At 61.5% G+C, this 14,431-nt stretch carries 12 protein-coding genes and 1 tRNA gene; 10 read left to right on the top strand and 3 right to left on the bottom strand.

What is annotated here, in order from left to right; genetic code table 11:
• Positions 1 to 13: 13 nt before the first annotated feature.
• From PQR27_RS13345 to PQR27_RS13335, 3 genes are all read right to left on the bottom strand, one after another.
• Positions 14 to 508, bottom strand: coding sequence for a peptidylprolyl isomerase (locus PQR27_RS13345; RefSeq protein ID WP_408524105.1), 495 nt, complete (start codon positions 506 to 508; stop codon positions 14 to 16).
• A gap of 182 nt (positions 509 to 690) precedes the next feature.
• Entirely contained in the window at positions 691 to 1,272 is a 582-nt protein-coding gene (locus PQR27_RS13340; protein ID WP_408524104.1) for a peptidylprolyl isomerase, read from the bottom strand.
• Between the two features lie 49 nt (positions 1,273 to 1,321).
• A complete protein-coding gene (locus PQR27_RS13335) occupies positions 1,322 to 2,065 on the bottom strand; it encodes a tetratricopeptide repeat protein (protein WP_408524103.1) in 744 nt (247 codons plus the stop codon).
• Between the two features lie 232 nt (positions 2,066 to 2,297).
• On the opposite strand from PQR27_RS13335, the gene cysS reads away from it, so the two are divergent.
• From cysS to PQR27_RS13285, 10 genes are all read left to right on the top strand, one after another.
• Positions 2,298 to 3,695, top strand: coding sequence for a cysteine--tRNA ligase (gene cysS, locus PQR27_RS13330; RefSeq protein WP_408524102.1), 1,398 nt, complete (start codon positions 2,298 to 2,300; stop codon positions 3,693 to 3,695).
• Positions 3,696 to 3,742: 47 nt separating this feature from the next.
• The gene (locus tag PQR27_RS13325) at positions 3,743 to 4,792 is read left to right on the top strand and encodes an endonuclease III domain-containing protein (RefSeq protein ID WP_408524101.1); all 1,050 of its coding nucleotides are present in this window, start codon (positions 3,743 to 3,745) and stop codon (positions 4,790 to 4,792) included.
• 118 nt (positions 4,793 to 4,910) lie between these two features.
• Positions 4,911 to 5,882, top strand: coding sequence for an acetyl-CoA carboxylase carboxyltransferase subunit alpha (locus tag PQR27_RS13320; RefSeq protein WP_007181378.1), 972 nt, complete (start codon positions 4,911 to 4,913; stop codon positions 5,880 to 5,882).
• A gap of 48 nt (positions 5,883 to 5,930) precedes the next feature.
• On the top strand, positions 5,931 to 7,385 hold the full coding sequence (gene tilS / locus PQR27_RS13315) for a tRNA lysidine(34) synthetase TilS (protein ID WP_408524100.1): 1,455 nt from the start codon (positions 5,931 to 5,933) through the stop codon (positions 7,383 to 7,385).
• Positions 7,386 to 7,758: 373 nt separating this feature from the next.
• Entirely contained in the window at positions 7,759 to 9,009 is a 1,251-nt protein-coding gene (locus PQR27_RS13310; protein ID WP_408524099.1) for an aspartate kinase, read from the top strand.
• Positions 9,010 to 9,202: 193 nt separating this feature from the next.
• A tRNA-Ser gene (locus tag PQR27_RS13305) sits at positions 9,203 to 9,296 on the top strand.
• A gap of 379 nt (positions 9,297 to 9,675) precedes the next feature.
• Complete coding sequence (locus PQR27_RS13300; RefSeq protein ID WP_408524098.1) at positions 9,676 to 10,023, top strand: hypothetical protein; 348 nt, start codon at positions 9,676 to 9,678, stop codon at positions 10,021 to 10,023.
• Between the two features lie 217 nt (positions 10,024 to 10,240).
• Positions 10,241 to 12,232: an extracellular solute-binding protein gene (locus PQR27_RS13295; RefSeq protein WP_408524097.1), complete on the top strand. Its 1,992-nt coding sequence runs from the start codon at positions 10,241 to 10,243 to the stop codon at positions 12,230 to 12,232.
• Positions 12,233 to 12,268: 36 nt separating this feature from the next.
• Positions 12,269 to 13,306: a microcin C ABC transporter permease YejB gene (locus tag PQR27_RS13290; protein ID WP_408524096.1), complete on the top strand. Its 1,038-nt coding sequence runs from the start codon at positions 12,269 to 12,271 to the stop codon at positions 13,304 to 13,306.
• Positions 13,306 to 14,412, top strand: a complete 1,107-nt coding sequence (locus PQR27_RS13285; RefSeq protein WP_408524095.1) for an ABC transporter permease — start codon at positions 13,306 to 13,308, stop codon at positions 14,410 to 14,412. The genes PQR27_RS13290 and PQR27_RS13285 overlap by 1 nt, the downstream gene beginning before the upstream one ends.
• Positions 14,413 to 14,431: the final 19 nt, after the last annotated feature.

Genomic DNA, 14,431 nt, shown 5'->3' with positions numbered 1-14,431 from the left:
AACGAGTCGGCGTTTAGTCGACGATCACGGCTTTTTCGATCACGACGTCGTCGGCCGGCACGTCCTGATGGAAGCCCTTCGAACCGGTCTTCACTTTCTTGATCTTCTCGACGACGTCCATGCCTTCGACCACTTTGCCGAACACGGCGTAGCCCCAGCCCTGCGGGGTCGGCGACGAGTGGTTCAGAAAGTCGTTGTCCTTCACGTTGATGAAGAACTGTGCCGTGGCCGAATGCGGGTCGTTCGTGCGAGCCATGGCGACCGAACCGTTGACGTTCTTCAGACCGTTGTTCGCTTCGTTGGTGATGGCTTCAGCCGTCGCCTTCTGCTTCATGCCCGGCTCAAAACCGCCGCCCTGGATCATGAAGCCGTCGATCACGCGGTGGAATACCGTGTTGTCGTAGTGGCCGGCCTTCACGTAGTTAAGGAAATTCTCAACCGACTTCGGCGCCTTTTCAGCGTCCAGTTCGAGTTTGATGATGCCGTGGTTCGTATGCAGTTCAACCATGATGGAATCCTTTGATGAACGAGGTGGGTAAAAGGCGCGGCAGGTCGTCGGATGGAATGACGGCGGGCCGCGCCGGGCATTGATTGCCTGCTGTTTCGCTTGCCTGTTGTGTGCTGCTGATGGCTGTCGCGTATGCGTGCTGCTGATGTATGTCGCTTATGTACGTCGCTTATTTACGTTGCTTACTTGCCGACCACCGTTGCCGACTCGATCACGACCGACTTTTGCGGCACGTCGCTCATCGGGCCACGCGTGGTGGTGGGCGTGCCCTCGATCTTCTTCACGACGTCCATACCGCCCGTGACCTTGCCGAACACTGCGTAACCGTTGCCGTCCGGATTCGGGTAGTCGAGGCCGGCGTTGTCAACCGTGTTGATGAAGAACTGCGCGGTGGCCGAATTCGGATCGCTGGTGCGAGCCATGGCCAGCGTGCCGGCCGTGTTCTTCAGACCGTTACGGCTTTCGAGCGGAATCGGCGCGCGCGTGGGCTTCTCAGCGAAGCTCTGCGTGTAGCCGCCGCCCTGAATCATGAAGCCACGAATCACGCGATGGAAAATCGTGCCGTTGTACTGGCCGGATTTCACGTAGTCGAGGAAGTTGGCGACGGATTTCGGCGCCTTCTCAGGATACAACTCGACGCGGATGTCGCCTTCCGATGTCTTGAACAGGACGGACGGATGCGCGGCTTGCGTACCGGACTGGGCAAATGCGGAGGCGTTTGCGATCAGGGCGGCGCTGCCGAGCGCCAACATCAACCATTTCATGAAGATCCTCGGGGTTGGAAAAAACAGTGTGGCGAAAACTGGCGCAGCTTTACTTCGACGGCGCCATGTAGGGCGGCATGGCGAGCGAGCCGTTCGCCCCGCCGTACTGGAAGCTCGGCGTTTGCGTCATGTTCGAGGTGGCGCGTGTCGTGTAGTCGTCTACCGGCGCGGCAACGGCTTTTTTCACCGGCGCCTTCGTGGCGGGCGGCGAGATGACCTTCTGGATGTCCGCGAGGCGCTGCGAGGTCGTGGCGCTCGCTTTGCCAAGGCCTTGCGCGCGTAGGTAGGCCTCATTGGCCATGCGCAGATACAGATCGCCGAGATTTTCGTAAGCGAGCCCGTAGCCCGGATTCACCTTGGTCGCGGTTTCGAGCGCGGCGCGTGCTTCGGCGTAACGGCCGTGCTTCGCGTACAGCGCAGCCAGATTGTTATACGGCTCGGGCAGTTCGGGATACAGCTGCGTGAGTTCGGTGAATGCGGCAATCGCGTCGTCGTCGCGGTTCAGGTGGGCCAGCACCGCGCCGCGCTTGAATTTGGCTTGCGCGTCGCGCGGGTTCGAGGCAATGCGCGCGTCGAGTTGCGTGAGGGCGGCCTGCCAGTTTTTCTGCGCGATCGACGCGTCGATCTCCGGCGTGTTGTCGCGCACAGCGGGGCCTGACGGCAACGGGGCGGCTTTCTGCGCGTACGCGGCGGCGCCCGGGAAGACCGTGAGGGCGACAGCGAGGGTGACGCTGCTAAAGGCCGTCGCGGCGAGGGCCGCAGCGCTGCGCGCGCGACCGCTGGAAGGTTTCATAGGCTCGGGTCTGGATGTTATACTCCGAGCCATTCTAACAAAAGGTCTGCGCGTTCCGTCGAACCGCTGACTGTCTTTTCGCCACTCGTGGTCGTCTCCGCCTTGATCGCAGCCTGATCGCCGCACCAGGTGCGCCGGTTTTGCTGTATGCAACGCGCCCGCCGTCTGTTGAACGGGGCGCGGCGCGCATGAAACACATTGCGGATTTCTTTCGGCCCACGCACCGCTCTCTATGGAATCACTGCGCATCTACAACACGCTCGCGCGTGACAAGCAAACTTTCGTGCCGCTGCAAGAAGGCGTTGTGCGGATGTACGTCTGCGGGATGACCGTGTATGACTATTGTCACGTCGGTCATGCGCGGGTGATGGTCGTGTTCGATATCGTGCAACGGTGGTTGCGCACGCTAGGTTATGACGTGACCTACGTGCGCAATATCACGGATATTGATGACAAGATCATCCGGCGCGCAGTCGAGAACGGCGAAACGATCAAATCGCTGACCGATCGCTTCATCAAGGCGTTGCATGAAGACGCGGACGCGCTCGGCATCGAGCGGCCTGATCTCGAGCCGCGCGCCACGGATTTCATTGCGCAGATGCTCGGCATGATCGAGAAGCTCGAAGCGAATGGCTATGCCTACCAGGCGAGCGATGGCGACGTGAACTACGCGGTGCGCAAGTTCGCGAGCTACGGCAAGCTCTCGGGCAAGTCGCTCGAAGATCTGCGCGCGGGTGAGCGCGTGGCCGCTAACGACGCGAAGCAGGACCCGCTCGACTTCGTGCTGTGGAAACAGGCCAAGCCGGGCGAGCCGGCGGACACCGGCTGGGACTCGAAATACGGCCGCGGCCGTCCGGGCTGGCATATCGAATGCTCGGCCATGGGCTGCACGCTGCTCGGCGATCAGTTCGACATTCACGGCGGTGGTCAGGACCTGCAGTTTCCGCACCATGAGAACGAGATCGCGCAGAGTGAAGGTGCGACCGGTCAACCATTCGTGAATTACTGGATGCACAACGGCTACGTCCAGATCGACAATGAGAAGATGTCGAAGTCGTTGAACAACTTTTTTACGATTCGCGAAGTATTGGCGCAGTACGATGCCGAGGTCGTGCGCTTTTTCATCGCGCGCGCGCATTACCGTTCGCCGCTCAACTACAGCGACGTGCATATCGACGACGCTCGCAATGCGCTCACGCGTTTGTACACCGCGCTGAAGGACGTCACGCCGGATAGCGCGGAACTCGACTGGAACGAAGCGCATGCGGAGCGTTTTCAGGCTGCGATGAACGACGACTTCAACACCCCGGTTGCAGTATCGGTGTTGTTCGAGTTGGCAACAGAAGTGAACCGTACGCGCAGCCCCGCGCTGGCCCGTCAATTGCGCTCGCTTGGCGCTGTGATCGGACTGCTCGGCCGCGAGCCGCGTGCGTACCTGCAGCAGGCTGCGGGCAGCGCAGCACAAGGCGCGCTCGATACCGCCGCGATCGAGGCAAAGATCGCCGCGCGCGTGGCGGCCAAGCAGGCGAAGGACTATGCGGCAGCAGACCGGATCCGGGCCGAATTGCTCGAGGCCGGCGTTGCACTTGAAGACAAACCCGGCGGGTTGACTGAGTGGCGGCGCGTGTGAGCGCACCTCGTACTACCCTTTGATCGATTCGCCAGGCAGGAGGCAGGATGGCAACGGCCACGAAGACGCCGGCTAAACGAGCCACGTCTCAAACAAACGCGGCAGCCGCGGCAAAGTCGACCCGAACGTCGGCTCGCGCGGGTAGCGGCGCGGTAAAGAAAACATCGTCGAAAGCCGCCGGGGTGGCGGCCAAGACAGGCTTGGGCGCGGCGAAAAAAGCCGTGGTCAAGCGCGCGCTCAACGGTGCGTCGGCGCACGCGCCCGCAGCCAAGCGCGCGAAAACGCCGCGCGCGAAAAACAATGGCGCATTGCCCGCGGAACTCGCTGGCGACGTGCAGGAACTCGCACGCAGTACGCACGAAGGACACGAAGGCGAAGTCGTGCGCAAGACACGCGCATCGGCGAGCGCAGGCGGCGAAGCCGCCGGCGATGCCGACGCCGCCGTGCCGGTGCAGATCGCCGGTCTCACGCCTGAAGTCACGCGCCCGGCCTATTGGGACAAGGCCTGTGCCGACCTCGTCAAGCGCGACCGCATTCTCAAGAAGCTGATTCCGAAATTCGGTCCGGTGCATCTGCTGAGCCGCGGCGATCCGTTTGTCACGCTTGCGCGTTCGGTGGTCGGGCAGCAGATTTCGGTGGCGTCCGCGCAAGCGGTGTGGGCGAAAGTCGAGGCAGCGTGCCCGAAGCTCGTGCCGCAGCAGTTCATCAAACTCGGTCAGGAGAAGCTGACCGCGTGCGGGCTGTCCAAACGCAAGGCGGAATACGTGCTCGATCTCGCACAGCATTTCGTCTCCGGCGCGTTGCACGTCGGCAAGTGGACGTCGATGGAAGACGAGGCGGTGATCGCCGAACTCACGCAGATTCGCGGCATTGGCCGCTGGACCGCGGAAATGTTCCTGATCTTCAACCTGTCACGCCCGGACGTGCTACCGCTCGACGATCTCGGTCTGATCCGCGCAATCAGCGTCAATTACTTTAGTGGCGAACCGGTCACGCGCAGCGAAGCACGTGAAGTCGCGGCGAACTGGGAGCCGTGGCGCACTGTCGCTACCTGGTATATGTGGCGTAGTCTCGATCCGTTGCCGGTCGACTACTGAAAAAGGATGCCGTCTCGAAAAACTATCAATTTCTGGAAGTTGATAGTTGCGAGGGGGTTTTGACATCGGCGCGCGCGGTTAGAATACGCGCTGCCGGTAAGTCCAAGGATTACAACCAATGAAGACCACCTTTCTGGATTTCGAACAGCCGATCGCTGAACTCGAAGCGAAAATCGAAGAATTGCGCTTCGTGCAGGACGATTCGGCCGTCGATATTTCGGAAGAGATCGAGCGGCTGTCCAAGAAGAGTCAACAGCTCACTAAAGATCTATACGCGAACCTCACCCCGTGGCAGGTTTCGCAAATCGCCCGACACCCCCAACGCCCGTACACGTTCGATTACGTGAACGAGCTGTTCACCGATTTCCACGAACTGCACGGCGACCGCAACTATGCGGACGACCTGTCGATCGTCGGCGGCCTCGCGCGCTTCAATGGCCAGGCCTGCATGGTGATCGGCCATCAGAAGGGCCGTGACACGAAGGAACGCGCGCTGCGCAACTTCGGCATGCCGCGCCCGGAAGGCTATCGCAAGGCCGAGCGGCTGATGCGTCTCGCTGAGAAATTCGGCTTGCCGATTTTCACCTTCATCGATACGCCGGGTGCTTACCCAGGCATTGGTGCGGAAGAGCGTGGCCAGTCGGAAGCGATCGGCCGCAATCTGTACGTGATGGCTGAACTGAAGACGCCGCTGATCGCTACGATTATCGGCGAAGGCGGCTCGGGCGGCGCGCTGGCCATTGCGGTTGGCGACAGCGTGCTGATGCTGCAATTCTCGACCTATTCGGTGATTTCTCCGGAAGGTTGCGCGTCGATTCTGTGGAAGAGCGCCGCGAAAGCGCCGGAAGCGGCGGAAGCGCTTGGCCTGACCGCGCATCGTCTGAAGGCGCTCGGCCTGATCGACAAGATCGTCAACGAGCCGCTCGGCGGCGCGCATCGCGATCCGAAGGGCATGGCTGCCATGCTGCGCCGTGCGCTCGCCGACTCGCTGCGCCAGTTCCAGGGCATGAGCATCAACGACCTGCGTCAACGCCGTTTCGAACGGCTGATGTCGTACGGCAAGTTCAAGGAAACGACGCCGGGTGCCTGAGCCCGCGCGCGTTTTCTTTCGTCCATCAGCGCTCCGCGCGCTCGCGACGTGACCCCCACCGCCGATTCGCCCGCCGACCGCCGCGTTCTCGAGGCGGTCGGCGTGGCGCTGTCCGCGTTGCCTGCGCACGCGCGGCTTGCCGTGGCGTTTAGTGGCGGCGTCGATTCGAGCGTGTTGCTCGATGCGACGGTGCGTGTCGCCGGTGCGTCGCGTTGTGTCGCGCTGCATGTCCATCATGGGCTGAGCGCGCACGCCGACGAGTGGCTCGCGCACTGCGAGGCGTTTGCACAGGATCGTGGGGTCGAATTTGCGGCGCAGCGTGTCGACGTGTCGCGCGAGCAGGGCGTGAGTGTCGAAGCAGCCGCGCGCGACGCGCGCTATCGTGCGCTGGATACGATGTGCGCGGCACGCGACGTTCACACGCTCTGGCTTGCGCAGCATACGGACGATCAGGCGGAGACAGTGCTGTTGCAACTGCTGCGCGGCGCGGGCCTCGCGGGCCTTGCCGCGATGGCGCCCGAGTACTTGCCGGCGGGTGCGTCTGCGGTGCGTGTGCGGCCATTGCTTCATCTGCTGCGCGCACAACTCGAGCAATATGCGAGCGCCCGCCATCTGCGCTGGATCGACGACGAATCGAACGCTGACATTCGTTACGCGCGCAATGCATTGCGCCATGAAGTGACGCCGGCACTGGCCGTCCACTTTCCCGGGTTTCGCGACGCGCTTGCGCGCACGGCGGCGCACGCGGCGTCGGCGCAGCGCTTGCTCGATGAACTGGCGCGCATCGATATGGGCGTGGTCGGAAGGGATGAAGGCCGCGCGTTATCGCACGACGCACTGCTGATCCTCGATGACGATCGCGCACTCAACCTGCTGCGCTACTGGATGCGTGCGCTTGGTCTCGCAGCCGCATCGACCGCGCGACTCGTCGACGCGTTGCGCCAGTTACGCAAAATCGGCGAAACAGGCGAGGGCCATGCTCTGCGCATCGATCACGCGGGACAGGCATTGCGCAGCTATCGTGGCCTCGTGTACTGGGAAGCGGGCGATAGCAGCGAACCCGCCGATGAAACCTCGCTCACCGTGCGGGCAGTCAGCGAATTTGCGTGGCAGGGCGAAGCCATCTGGTGGTTGCCGCAATGGCGCGGCACGTTCGTATTCGCCGCTGTCGGCGCAGTGGCGGACATAAACGCGGCCCCTGAGCATCACGATTCGATTCCTGTCAGCGTGCTGCGCCGTGCATTGTTGAGTGTGCGTTCGCGCAGCGGTGGCGAACGCATGCGCATGAGCGTCGGACAAAACAGTCCGAGTCGTACGCTGAAAAATCTGTTCCAGGAACGCGGCATTCCTGCATGGAAACGCGACGTGCCGCTGCTCTACGTGGGTGACGAACTCCTGTTCGTGCCCTTGCTCGGCGTGAATCGCGCCGCGCTGAGCGAACCGGTGGATGCGGCCGAACCGCACGTCAGGATCCTCTGGCGCGCGGACCTGCTGATCGCCTGACCGACCGGCCGGACAAGCTCCTCGGCTACCCGATGAATCCCTGAAATAGGGCGCAAAGCCATAACAGACAAGCCTTTGCAGGCGCAAATGCGGTCATTCTGGCTTGTTTTTTTGCGCTCGATCGGGTACGTTAACTTGTTTGCCCGACCCGATTTCGCCGTCGCTTTTGTCAATTTTGTCGGTTTGCGCTCGTGATCCGTCGTTTCCGGTAAGCCACTAGCGATCATTCCCGGGCAAATCCGCGCGTATTACGCGCGCGCTGCATCTACGCCGCCACACACTTTGCTGCCGTTCACAAGACGTTGCGCTTCTGTGCTTTTGTGCGGTTGTCTCCAGCGCGCCAGCGCGGTTTCTCCTTCAGTTCAGAACGACAATGGCACTCATCGTACATAAATATGGCGGCACCTCGATGGGCTCGGTCGAGCGCATCAAGAACGTCGCCAAGCGCGTCGCGAAATGGCACAAGGCTGGCCACAAGATGGTCGTCGTGCCGTCGGCGATGTCCGGCGAAACCAACCGCTTGCTTGGTCTCGCGAAAGAAATCACGAGCCAGCCGAGCCCGCGCGAACTCGACATGATCGCCGCCACAGGCGAGCAGGTCAGCTCGGGTCTGCTCGCCATCGCGCTGCAGGAAGCCGGCGTCGAGGCGGTCAGCTATGCCGGCTGGCAAGTGCCGGTCAGAACGGATAGCGCGTTCACCAAAGCACGCATCAGCGAAATCGACGGCGAGCGCGTGCTGCGCGATCTCGAAGCGGGCAAAGTGGTGGTGATCACGGGCTTCCAGGGCATCGATCCTGAAGGCCACATCACCACGCTCGGCCGTGGCGGTTCGGATACGTCCGCGGTCGCGGTTGCCGCCGCGCTGAAAGCGGATGAGTGCCTGATTTATACCGACGTCGACGGCGTCTACACGACCGACCCGCGCGTGGTGGAAGAAGCGCGCCGCCTCGATCGCGTGACGTTCGAAGAAATGCTGGAAATGGCAAGCCTGGGTTCCAAGGTGCTGCAGATCCGTTCGGTGGAATTCGCCGGCAAATATCAGGTAAAGACGCGCGTGCTGTCGAGCCTGACCGATCCGCTCATCCCGCTCGACGCAGAAATGAAGTCGGGCACCCTGATTACTTTTGAAGAAGACGAGACCATGGAAAAAGCAGTCATCTCGGGTATCGCGTTTCAGCGCGATGAAGCTCGCATCGCCGTGATGGGTGTGCCCGACAAGCCGGGCATCGCGTATCAGATTCTCGGCCCGGTGGCGGACGCGAATATTGATGTCGACATGATCATCCAGAACCAGAGCGTCGAGGGCAAAACGGCCTTCACGTTCACGGTCGGCCGTGGCGACTATCAACGCGCCATGGACATCCTCACGGGTCAGGTGAAGGGCCACGTGCAGGCCGAGCAGGTGCTGGGCGATCCGAAGGTGTCGAAGGTCTCGGTGGTCGGTGTCGGCATGCGCTCGCACGTGGGTATTGCGAGCACGATGTTCCGCACGCTGTCGGAAGAGGGCATCAATATCCAGATGATCTCGACCTCCGAAATCAAGATTTCGGTGCTGATCGACGAGAAGTACATGGAGCTCGCCGTACGCGCGCTGCATAAGGCTTTCGAACTGGATCAGGTGTAACTGGCATTAAGCGGCGGGGCGTACAAGAGCGCTCCGTTCGTGCTTCATTCGTTTCTGTGCGGCCAAGGTGAACAAATTGCGTCGTCAATGACAAAACTGGCACAAAAAGTGTTCGCTAGACATTGACCTCTGCGGTTCGGGCCGCTATTATCTTGGCTTCGTCGCGCTGACTCCCTGCGCGACCGAAAGTTTGGGAGACGTGGCCGAGAGGTCGAAGGCACTCCCCTGCTAAGGGAGCATCTGGGCCAAAACCTGGATCGAGGGTTCGAATCCCTCCGTCTCCGCCAGCAATGGCGGCAAACCCCGCAGAGTTTAGGCTCTGTGGGGTTTTGTTTTTTCGGCGCCGATTTTGTGTTGCTGCGACGTGTGAAGCCACGCTTAGGTAGGTTGGTAGGCAGTCAGATCAGGTCACGCGAAATTTGCTTCTTAGTTGGGATGACGAAGTAAATTTTCTGGCGACGCAGAGCGCTCTCTCGAACGGCAGGCACGCTGGCCCGTTTCGTTACAGACGCGCCGGTTTTTCACCGAAAGTCCGCCTAATGTAACGAGACGTAACGCAACGGCCAGACGTGCGATGTTATGCATCAGTTATTACAAAGTTGAAATACGCGGGACGCTGCCTTGAGCTATATTTCGGCCACAACACATTCTTCAAAAGGGTGATCGATGAAGTCCGCTCGTCTTGTTCCACTTCTGATCGGGGTTTTCGCGTTGGGTGCGTCAGGTGCTGCAATGGCCGGTGGGGTCAATATTGGCGTCAACATCGGTATTCCCGCGCCGATTTACGTCGCGCCGGCACCGGTCTATGCACCGCCGCCGCCGCCCCCGCCACCGGTCGTCTATCAACCGGCGCCGGTGTACTACGGCGGCCCGGCGATCGTGATCGGCTGGCACGGCGACCGCTATTGGGACGGCCGCCGCTACTGGGCGCGTGACGACTGGTATCGTCATCACCCGCCGGGCCGCTACAATTACAGCCACGATCATTACGACAATCATCGCGGCTGGCATTAAGCCGTTCATGCCGTAGTGGTTGCGCGCGCAGAATCAAAAAACCGCCCGGAAAAGGGCGGTTTTTTATTGCCCGCGCATTGTCCACGTAAGACACGGCGGGCGAGGTCAGTCCGCTCGCCATGCACGCGAACGTCGTGCACCGGGAGGTGCGGATGGCGCGGATTTATTGGGTAGAATTCTCTCACCTTGCAATTGCCCACTGACCAACAAGGCCCCTATGACAACTGGCTCGCGATGGGTTCAAACGCCTCGTGCACTCCGGAACAGCGTGATTCACAGGCTCTCGCGTGTCGCTCTACCGGTGGTGCCGCGTTCATGGGGTGTGGCGCTTTCCATCGCACTGTGTGGCGCGTCGGCATTGCTTGCCGCACCTCAGGCCCATGCGGTCTATGCGATCGCGCAGTACGGCGAGCCGAAATATCCGGCGAATTTCAAGCACTTCGACTACGTCAACCCGGATGCGCCCAAGGGCGGCACGCTGGTGCTGGCCAATCCGAGCCGGCTCACCAGCTTCGACAAATTCAATCCGTTCACGCTGCGTGGCAACACCGCGCCCGGCATCGGCCTGCTGTTCGAAAGCCTGACCATTGGCAGCAGCGACGAAGTGGCGTCCGCCTACGGCCTGCTCGCCGATGACATCAATATCGCACCCGACGGTCTGTCGACCACCTTCCATATCAATCCCCGCGCGCGCTTTTCGAATGGCGATCCGGTCACGGCCGAAGACGTCAGGTTTTCGCTCGATACGCTGAAAAGCCCACAGGCCGCGCCGCAATTCGCGGCGATCTTCGGCGAGATCACGCGCGCTGTCGTGATTGATCCGCACACGATCCGCTTCGAGTTCCATCAGCGCAACCGCGAGTTGCCCTTGCTGGCGGGCAGCATGCCAGTGTTCTCGCACAAATGGGGAATGAAGCCGGACGGCAGCCGGATTCCCTTCGACCAGTTGGGCTTCGAGAAGCCGATCGGCAGCGGGCCTTACCTGATCGAACAGTACGACAACGGTCGCACGATTACCTTTCGACGCGACCCGAATTATTGGGGCTCGGCGTTGCCGGTACGGGTCGGCACCAATAACTTCGACCGCGTTGTCTACAAGCTGTATTCGGATAATGTCGCGCGGCTGGAAGCGTTCAAGGCGGGCGAATACGACGCGATGGTCGAATACGTGGCGCGCAACTGGGTGCGGCGCGACGTCGGCAAGAAGTTCGACAGCGGCGAGCTCATCAAACGTGAGTTCGCGCAACATAACGGCACCGGCATGCAGGGCTTCATGCTGAACCTGAGACGGCCGCTGTTTCAGGACGTGCGCGTGCGCAAGGCGCTTGATCTCGCGCTGGATTTCCAGTGGCTGGACCGCCAGTTGTTCTTCAACCAGTACACGCGTATCGACAGCTTCTTCGCCAACACGGATTTGCAGGCGAAGGGCCTGCCTTCAGCGGGCGAACTCGCGCTACTCGAGCCGTGGCGCGCGAAGCTCGATCCGGCCGTGTTCGGCCCGCCGCCGAAGCAGCCCGACACTGATCCGCCAGGCTCGCTGCGCGCCAATCTGCTGGAGGCGCGGGCGTTATTGCAGCAGGCTGGCTGGACCTATCGCGACGGCGCATTGCGAAACGCCAAAGGCGAGCCGTTCCGCTTCGAGATTCTGGACGATTCGGGTTCGGCCGCGCAGATGGAGCCGATTGTCGCAACCTACATTCGCAATCTGCAGAAGCTGGGCATCACCGCGACGTTTCGCGTGTCCGACTTCGCCGTTTATCAGAAGCGCCTGGATGCGTTCGACTTCGACACGACCACGATCCGCATGCCCGATGTGCAGGTGCCGGGTTCAGAGGAAATCGACCGCTTCGGCAGCAAGGCCGCGGACACCAACGGCTCGGACAACATGATCGGCCTGAGGTCTCCCGTCGTCGATGCGATCCTGAGCGCGCTCGTGCATGCGCAGACGCGCGAGCAACTGGTCGACGCCACGCACGCACTCGACCGCGTGCTGATGCATGGCTACTATGTGGTGCCGCACTGGTACAGCGCGACTCACCGGGTGGCGTTCAGGCGCGGCCTCGCGTGGCCGAAAACGCTGCCGCTGTACTATGCAGCGGAAGGCTGGATCACGTCGATGTGGTGGTTTGAGGCGCCGCAACCGCAACCGCAACCGCAACCGCAACCGCAACCGCAACCGCAACCGCAACCGCAACCGCAACCGCGCTAACGCGTCCATTCATTCACCGCCTCCGGAATTGCTGCCATGTGGAGCTATATCCTCAAACGCCTGCTGTTGATGATTCCGACCTTGCTCGGCGTCCTCACGCTGACGTTCGTCGTGATCCAGTTCGTCCCGGGCGGCCCGGTCGAGCAGATGCAGCACGAGTTGCGCAAAGGCGCGGAGAACGGCGCGCCGTTCGGCCTGCGCGCGCATAACGGCGTGGACGCGCAACAGATCGCGCAACTGAAGGCGCTGTACGGTTTCGACAAACCGCCGCTGGAACGCTATGGCCTGATGCTCAAACGTTTCGCGACGTTCGACCTCGGGCAGAGCTATTTTCGTCATCAGAGCGTGTGGGCGCTGATCGTCTCGAAGCTGCCGGTGTCGATCAGCATCGGCTTGTGGACTTTCTTTCTGACCTACCTGATATCGGTGCCGTTGGGCATCGCCAAAGCGGTGCGCAACGGTTCGCGCTTCGATATCGCAACCAGTCTTGTCGTGCTGGTCGGCTACGCCATTCCGGGCTTCGTGCTGGGCGTCCTGTTGCTCGTGCTGTTCGGCGGCGGCACCTTCCTGCAACTGTTTCCGCTGCGCAATCTGACCTCGGACAATTGGGCGCAGTTGAGCTTTATCGGCAAGATCCTGGATTACCTGTGGCACATCGCGTTGCCGATCACGGCCTCGGTGGTAGGCAGCTTCGCGGTCGTTACGATGCTGACGAAAAACGCCTTCCTCGACGAGATCCGCAAGCAGTACGTGCTGACCGCGCGTGCGAAAGGGTTGTCGGAAAAGCGCGTACTGTGGAAGCACGTGTTTCGCAACGCGCTGTTGCCGCTGATCGTGGGGTTTCCGGCGGCTTTTATCGGCGCGTTCTTTACCGGCAGTCTGCTGATCGAGACACTGTTTTCGCTCGACGGTCTCGGCCTGCTGTCGTATGAATCGGTGGTGCGGCGCGACTATCCAGTCGTGCTCGGCACCCTGTATCTGTTCACGCTGATCGGTCTCGCGACCAAGCTGATTTCCGATCTTTGCTATGTGTGGGTCGATCCCCGCATCCAATTCGAACAACTGGAGCGCTGATGAATCGAGCCCGTCTTCCAGCCGATGCGGCAGCGCGCACCGAACCGGTTCGCGCGTTCGTGTCGCCTTCGCCCGCGCGCCGCGTCTGGCAGCGTTTTCGCCAGCAGCGGCTGGGCTACTGGAGCCTGATCGTGTTCGTGGTCGCGTTTGCGGCGAGCCTTGCTGGCCCGCTGTGGTCGAACGACAGGCCACTCGTGGTGCAATACGACGGCCATCTGTATTTCCCGATGTTCAAGACCTACCCGGAGACCACCTTCGGCGGCGACTTTCCCACGCCCGCCGATTATCTCGACCCGTATGTCAAAGACCGCTTCCATGCGCCCGGCAATTTCGCGCTCTATCCGCCGAATCGGTACTACTACGACACGCTGAATTACTTTTCGACGGCGCCGAACCCGGCGCCGCCGTCGCGCGACAACTGGCTCGGCACGGACGACCGTGGCCGCGATCTGTTCGCGCGCCTGCTGTACGGCTTTCGGGTGTCAGTCGAATTCGCGCTGGTACTGACCTTGATCGGCACCGTGCTGGGGATCGCCGCGGGCGCCGTGCAAGGTTACTTCGGAGGCCGTATCGATATCGTCGGGCAGCGGCTGATCGAAATATGGAGCGCGCTGCCGGAGCTTTATCTGCTGATCATCTTCGCGTCGATCTTCGAGCCGGGCTTCATTCTGCTGATCGTGCTGTTGTCGCTATTCGGCTGGATCGGTTTATCCGACTACGTGCGCGCGGAATTTCTGCGCAATCGTAACCAGGACTACGTGCGCGCCGCGCGGGCAATGGGTCTGTCTAACTGGCAGATCATGTGGCGGCACGTATTGCCCAACAGCCTGACGCCGGTGATCACGTTCCTGCCGTTCCGCATGAGCGGAGCGATTCTCGCGCTGACGAGCCTCGACTTTCTCGGTCTGGGCGTGCCGTCGCCGACACCGAGCCTCGGCGAACTGCTCGCCCAGGGCAAAGCGAATCTCGACGCGTGGTGGATTTCGCTGTTTACCTTCGGCGTGCTGGTCGCCATGCTGTTGCTGCTGACTTTCATGGGCGATGCGCTGCGCAACGCGCTCGACACCCGCATCTCCGATGCGATGCGCGCCGGAGGCAATCAGTGACTTCAGAAACAAAAGAAGC

It is taken from the genome of Paraburkholderia fungorum, from assembly GCF_046027215.1.
GTDB lineage: Bacteria > Pseudomonadota > Gammaproteobacteria > Burkholderiales > Burkholderiaceae > Paraburkholderia > Paraburkholderia fungorum_D.
The sequence above is the reverse complement of the archived record's forward strand: the minus strand, read 5'-3'. Positions and strand labels throughout refer to the sequence as shown.

Bases quoted from the DNA above. Each gene is read 5' to 3' on its own strand.
- PQR27_RS13345 (WP_408524105.1), bottom strand. From the start codon at position 508: ATGGTTGAACTGCATACGAACCACGGCATCATCAAACTCGAACTGGAC.
- PQR27_RS13340 (WP_408524104.1), bottom strand. From the start codon at position 1,272: ATGAAATGGTTGATGTTGGCGCTCGGCAGCGCCGCCCTGATCGCAAAC.
- PQR27_RS13335 (WP_408524103.1), bottom strand. From the start codon at position 2,065: ATGAAACCTTCCAGCGGTCGCGCGCGCAGCGCTGCGGCCCTCGCCGCG.
- cysS (WP_408524102.1), top strand. From the start codon at position 2,298: ATGGAATCACTGCGCATCTACAACACGCTCGCGCGTGACAAGCAAACT.
- PQR27_RS13325 (WP_408524101.1), top strand. From the start codon at position 3,743: ATGGCAACGGCCACGAAGACGCCGGCTAAACGAGCCACGTCTCAAACA.
- PQR27_RS13320 (WP_007181378.1), top strand. From the start codon at position 4,911: ATGAAGACCACCTTTCTGGATTTCGAACAGCCGATCGCTGAACTCGAA.
- PQR27_RS13310 (WP_408524099.1), top strand. From the start codon at position 7,759: ATGGCACTCATCGTACATAAATATGGCGGCACCTCGATGGGCTCGGTC.
- PQR27_RS13300 (WP_408524098.1), top strand. From the start codon at position 9,676: ATGAAGTCCGCTCGTCTTGTTCCACTTCTGATCGGGGTTTTCGCGTTG.
- PQR27_RS13295 (WP_408524097.1), top strand. From the start codon at position 10,241: ATGACAACTGGCTCGCGATGGGTTCAAACGCCTCGTGCACTCCGGAAC.
- PQR27_RS13290 (WP_408524096.1), top strand. From the start codon at position 12,269: ATGTGGAGCTATATCCTCAAACGCCTGCTGTTGATGATTCCGACCTTG.
- PQR27_RS13285 (WP_408524095.1), top strand. From the start codon at position 13,306: ATGAATCGAGCCCGTCTTCCAGCCGATGCGGCAGCGCGCACCGAACCG.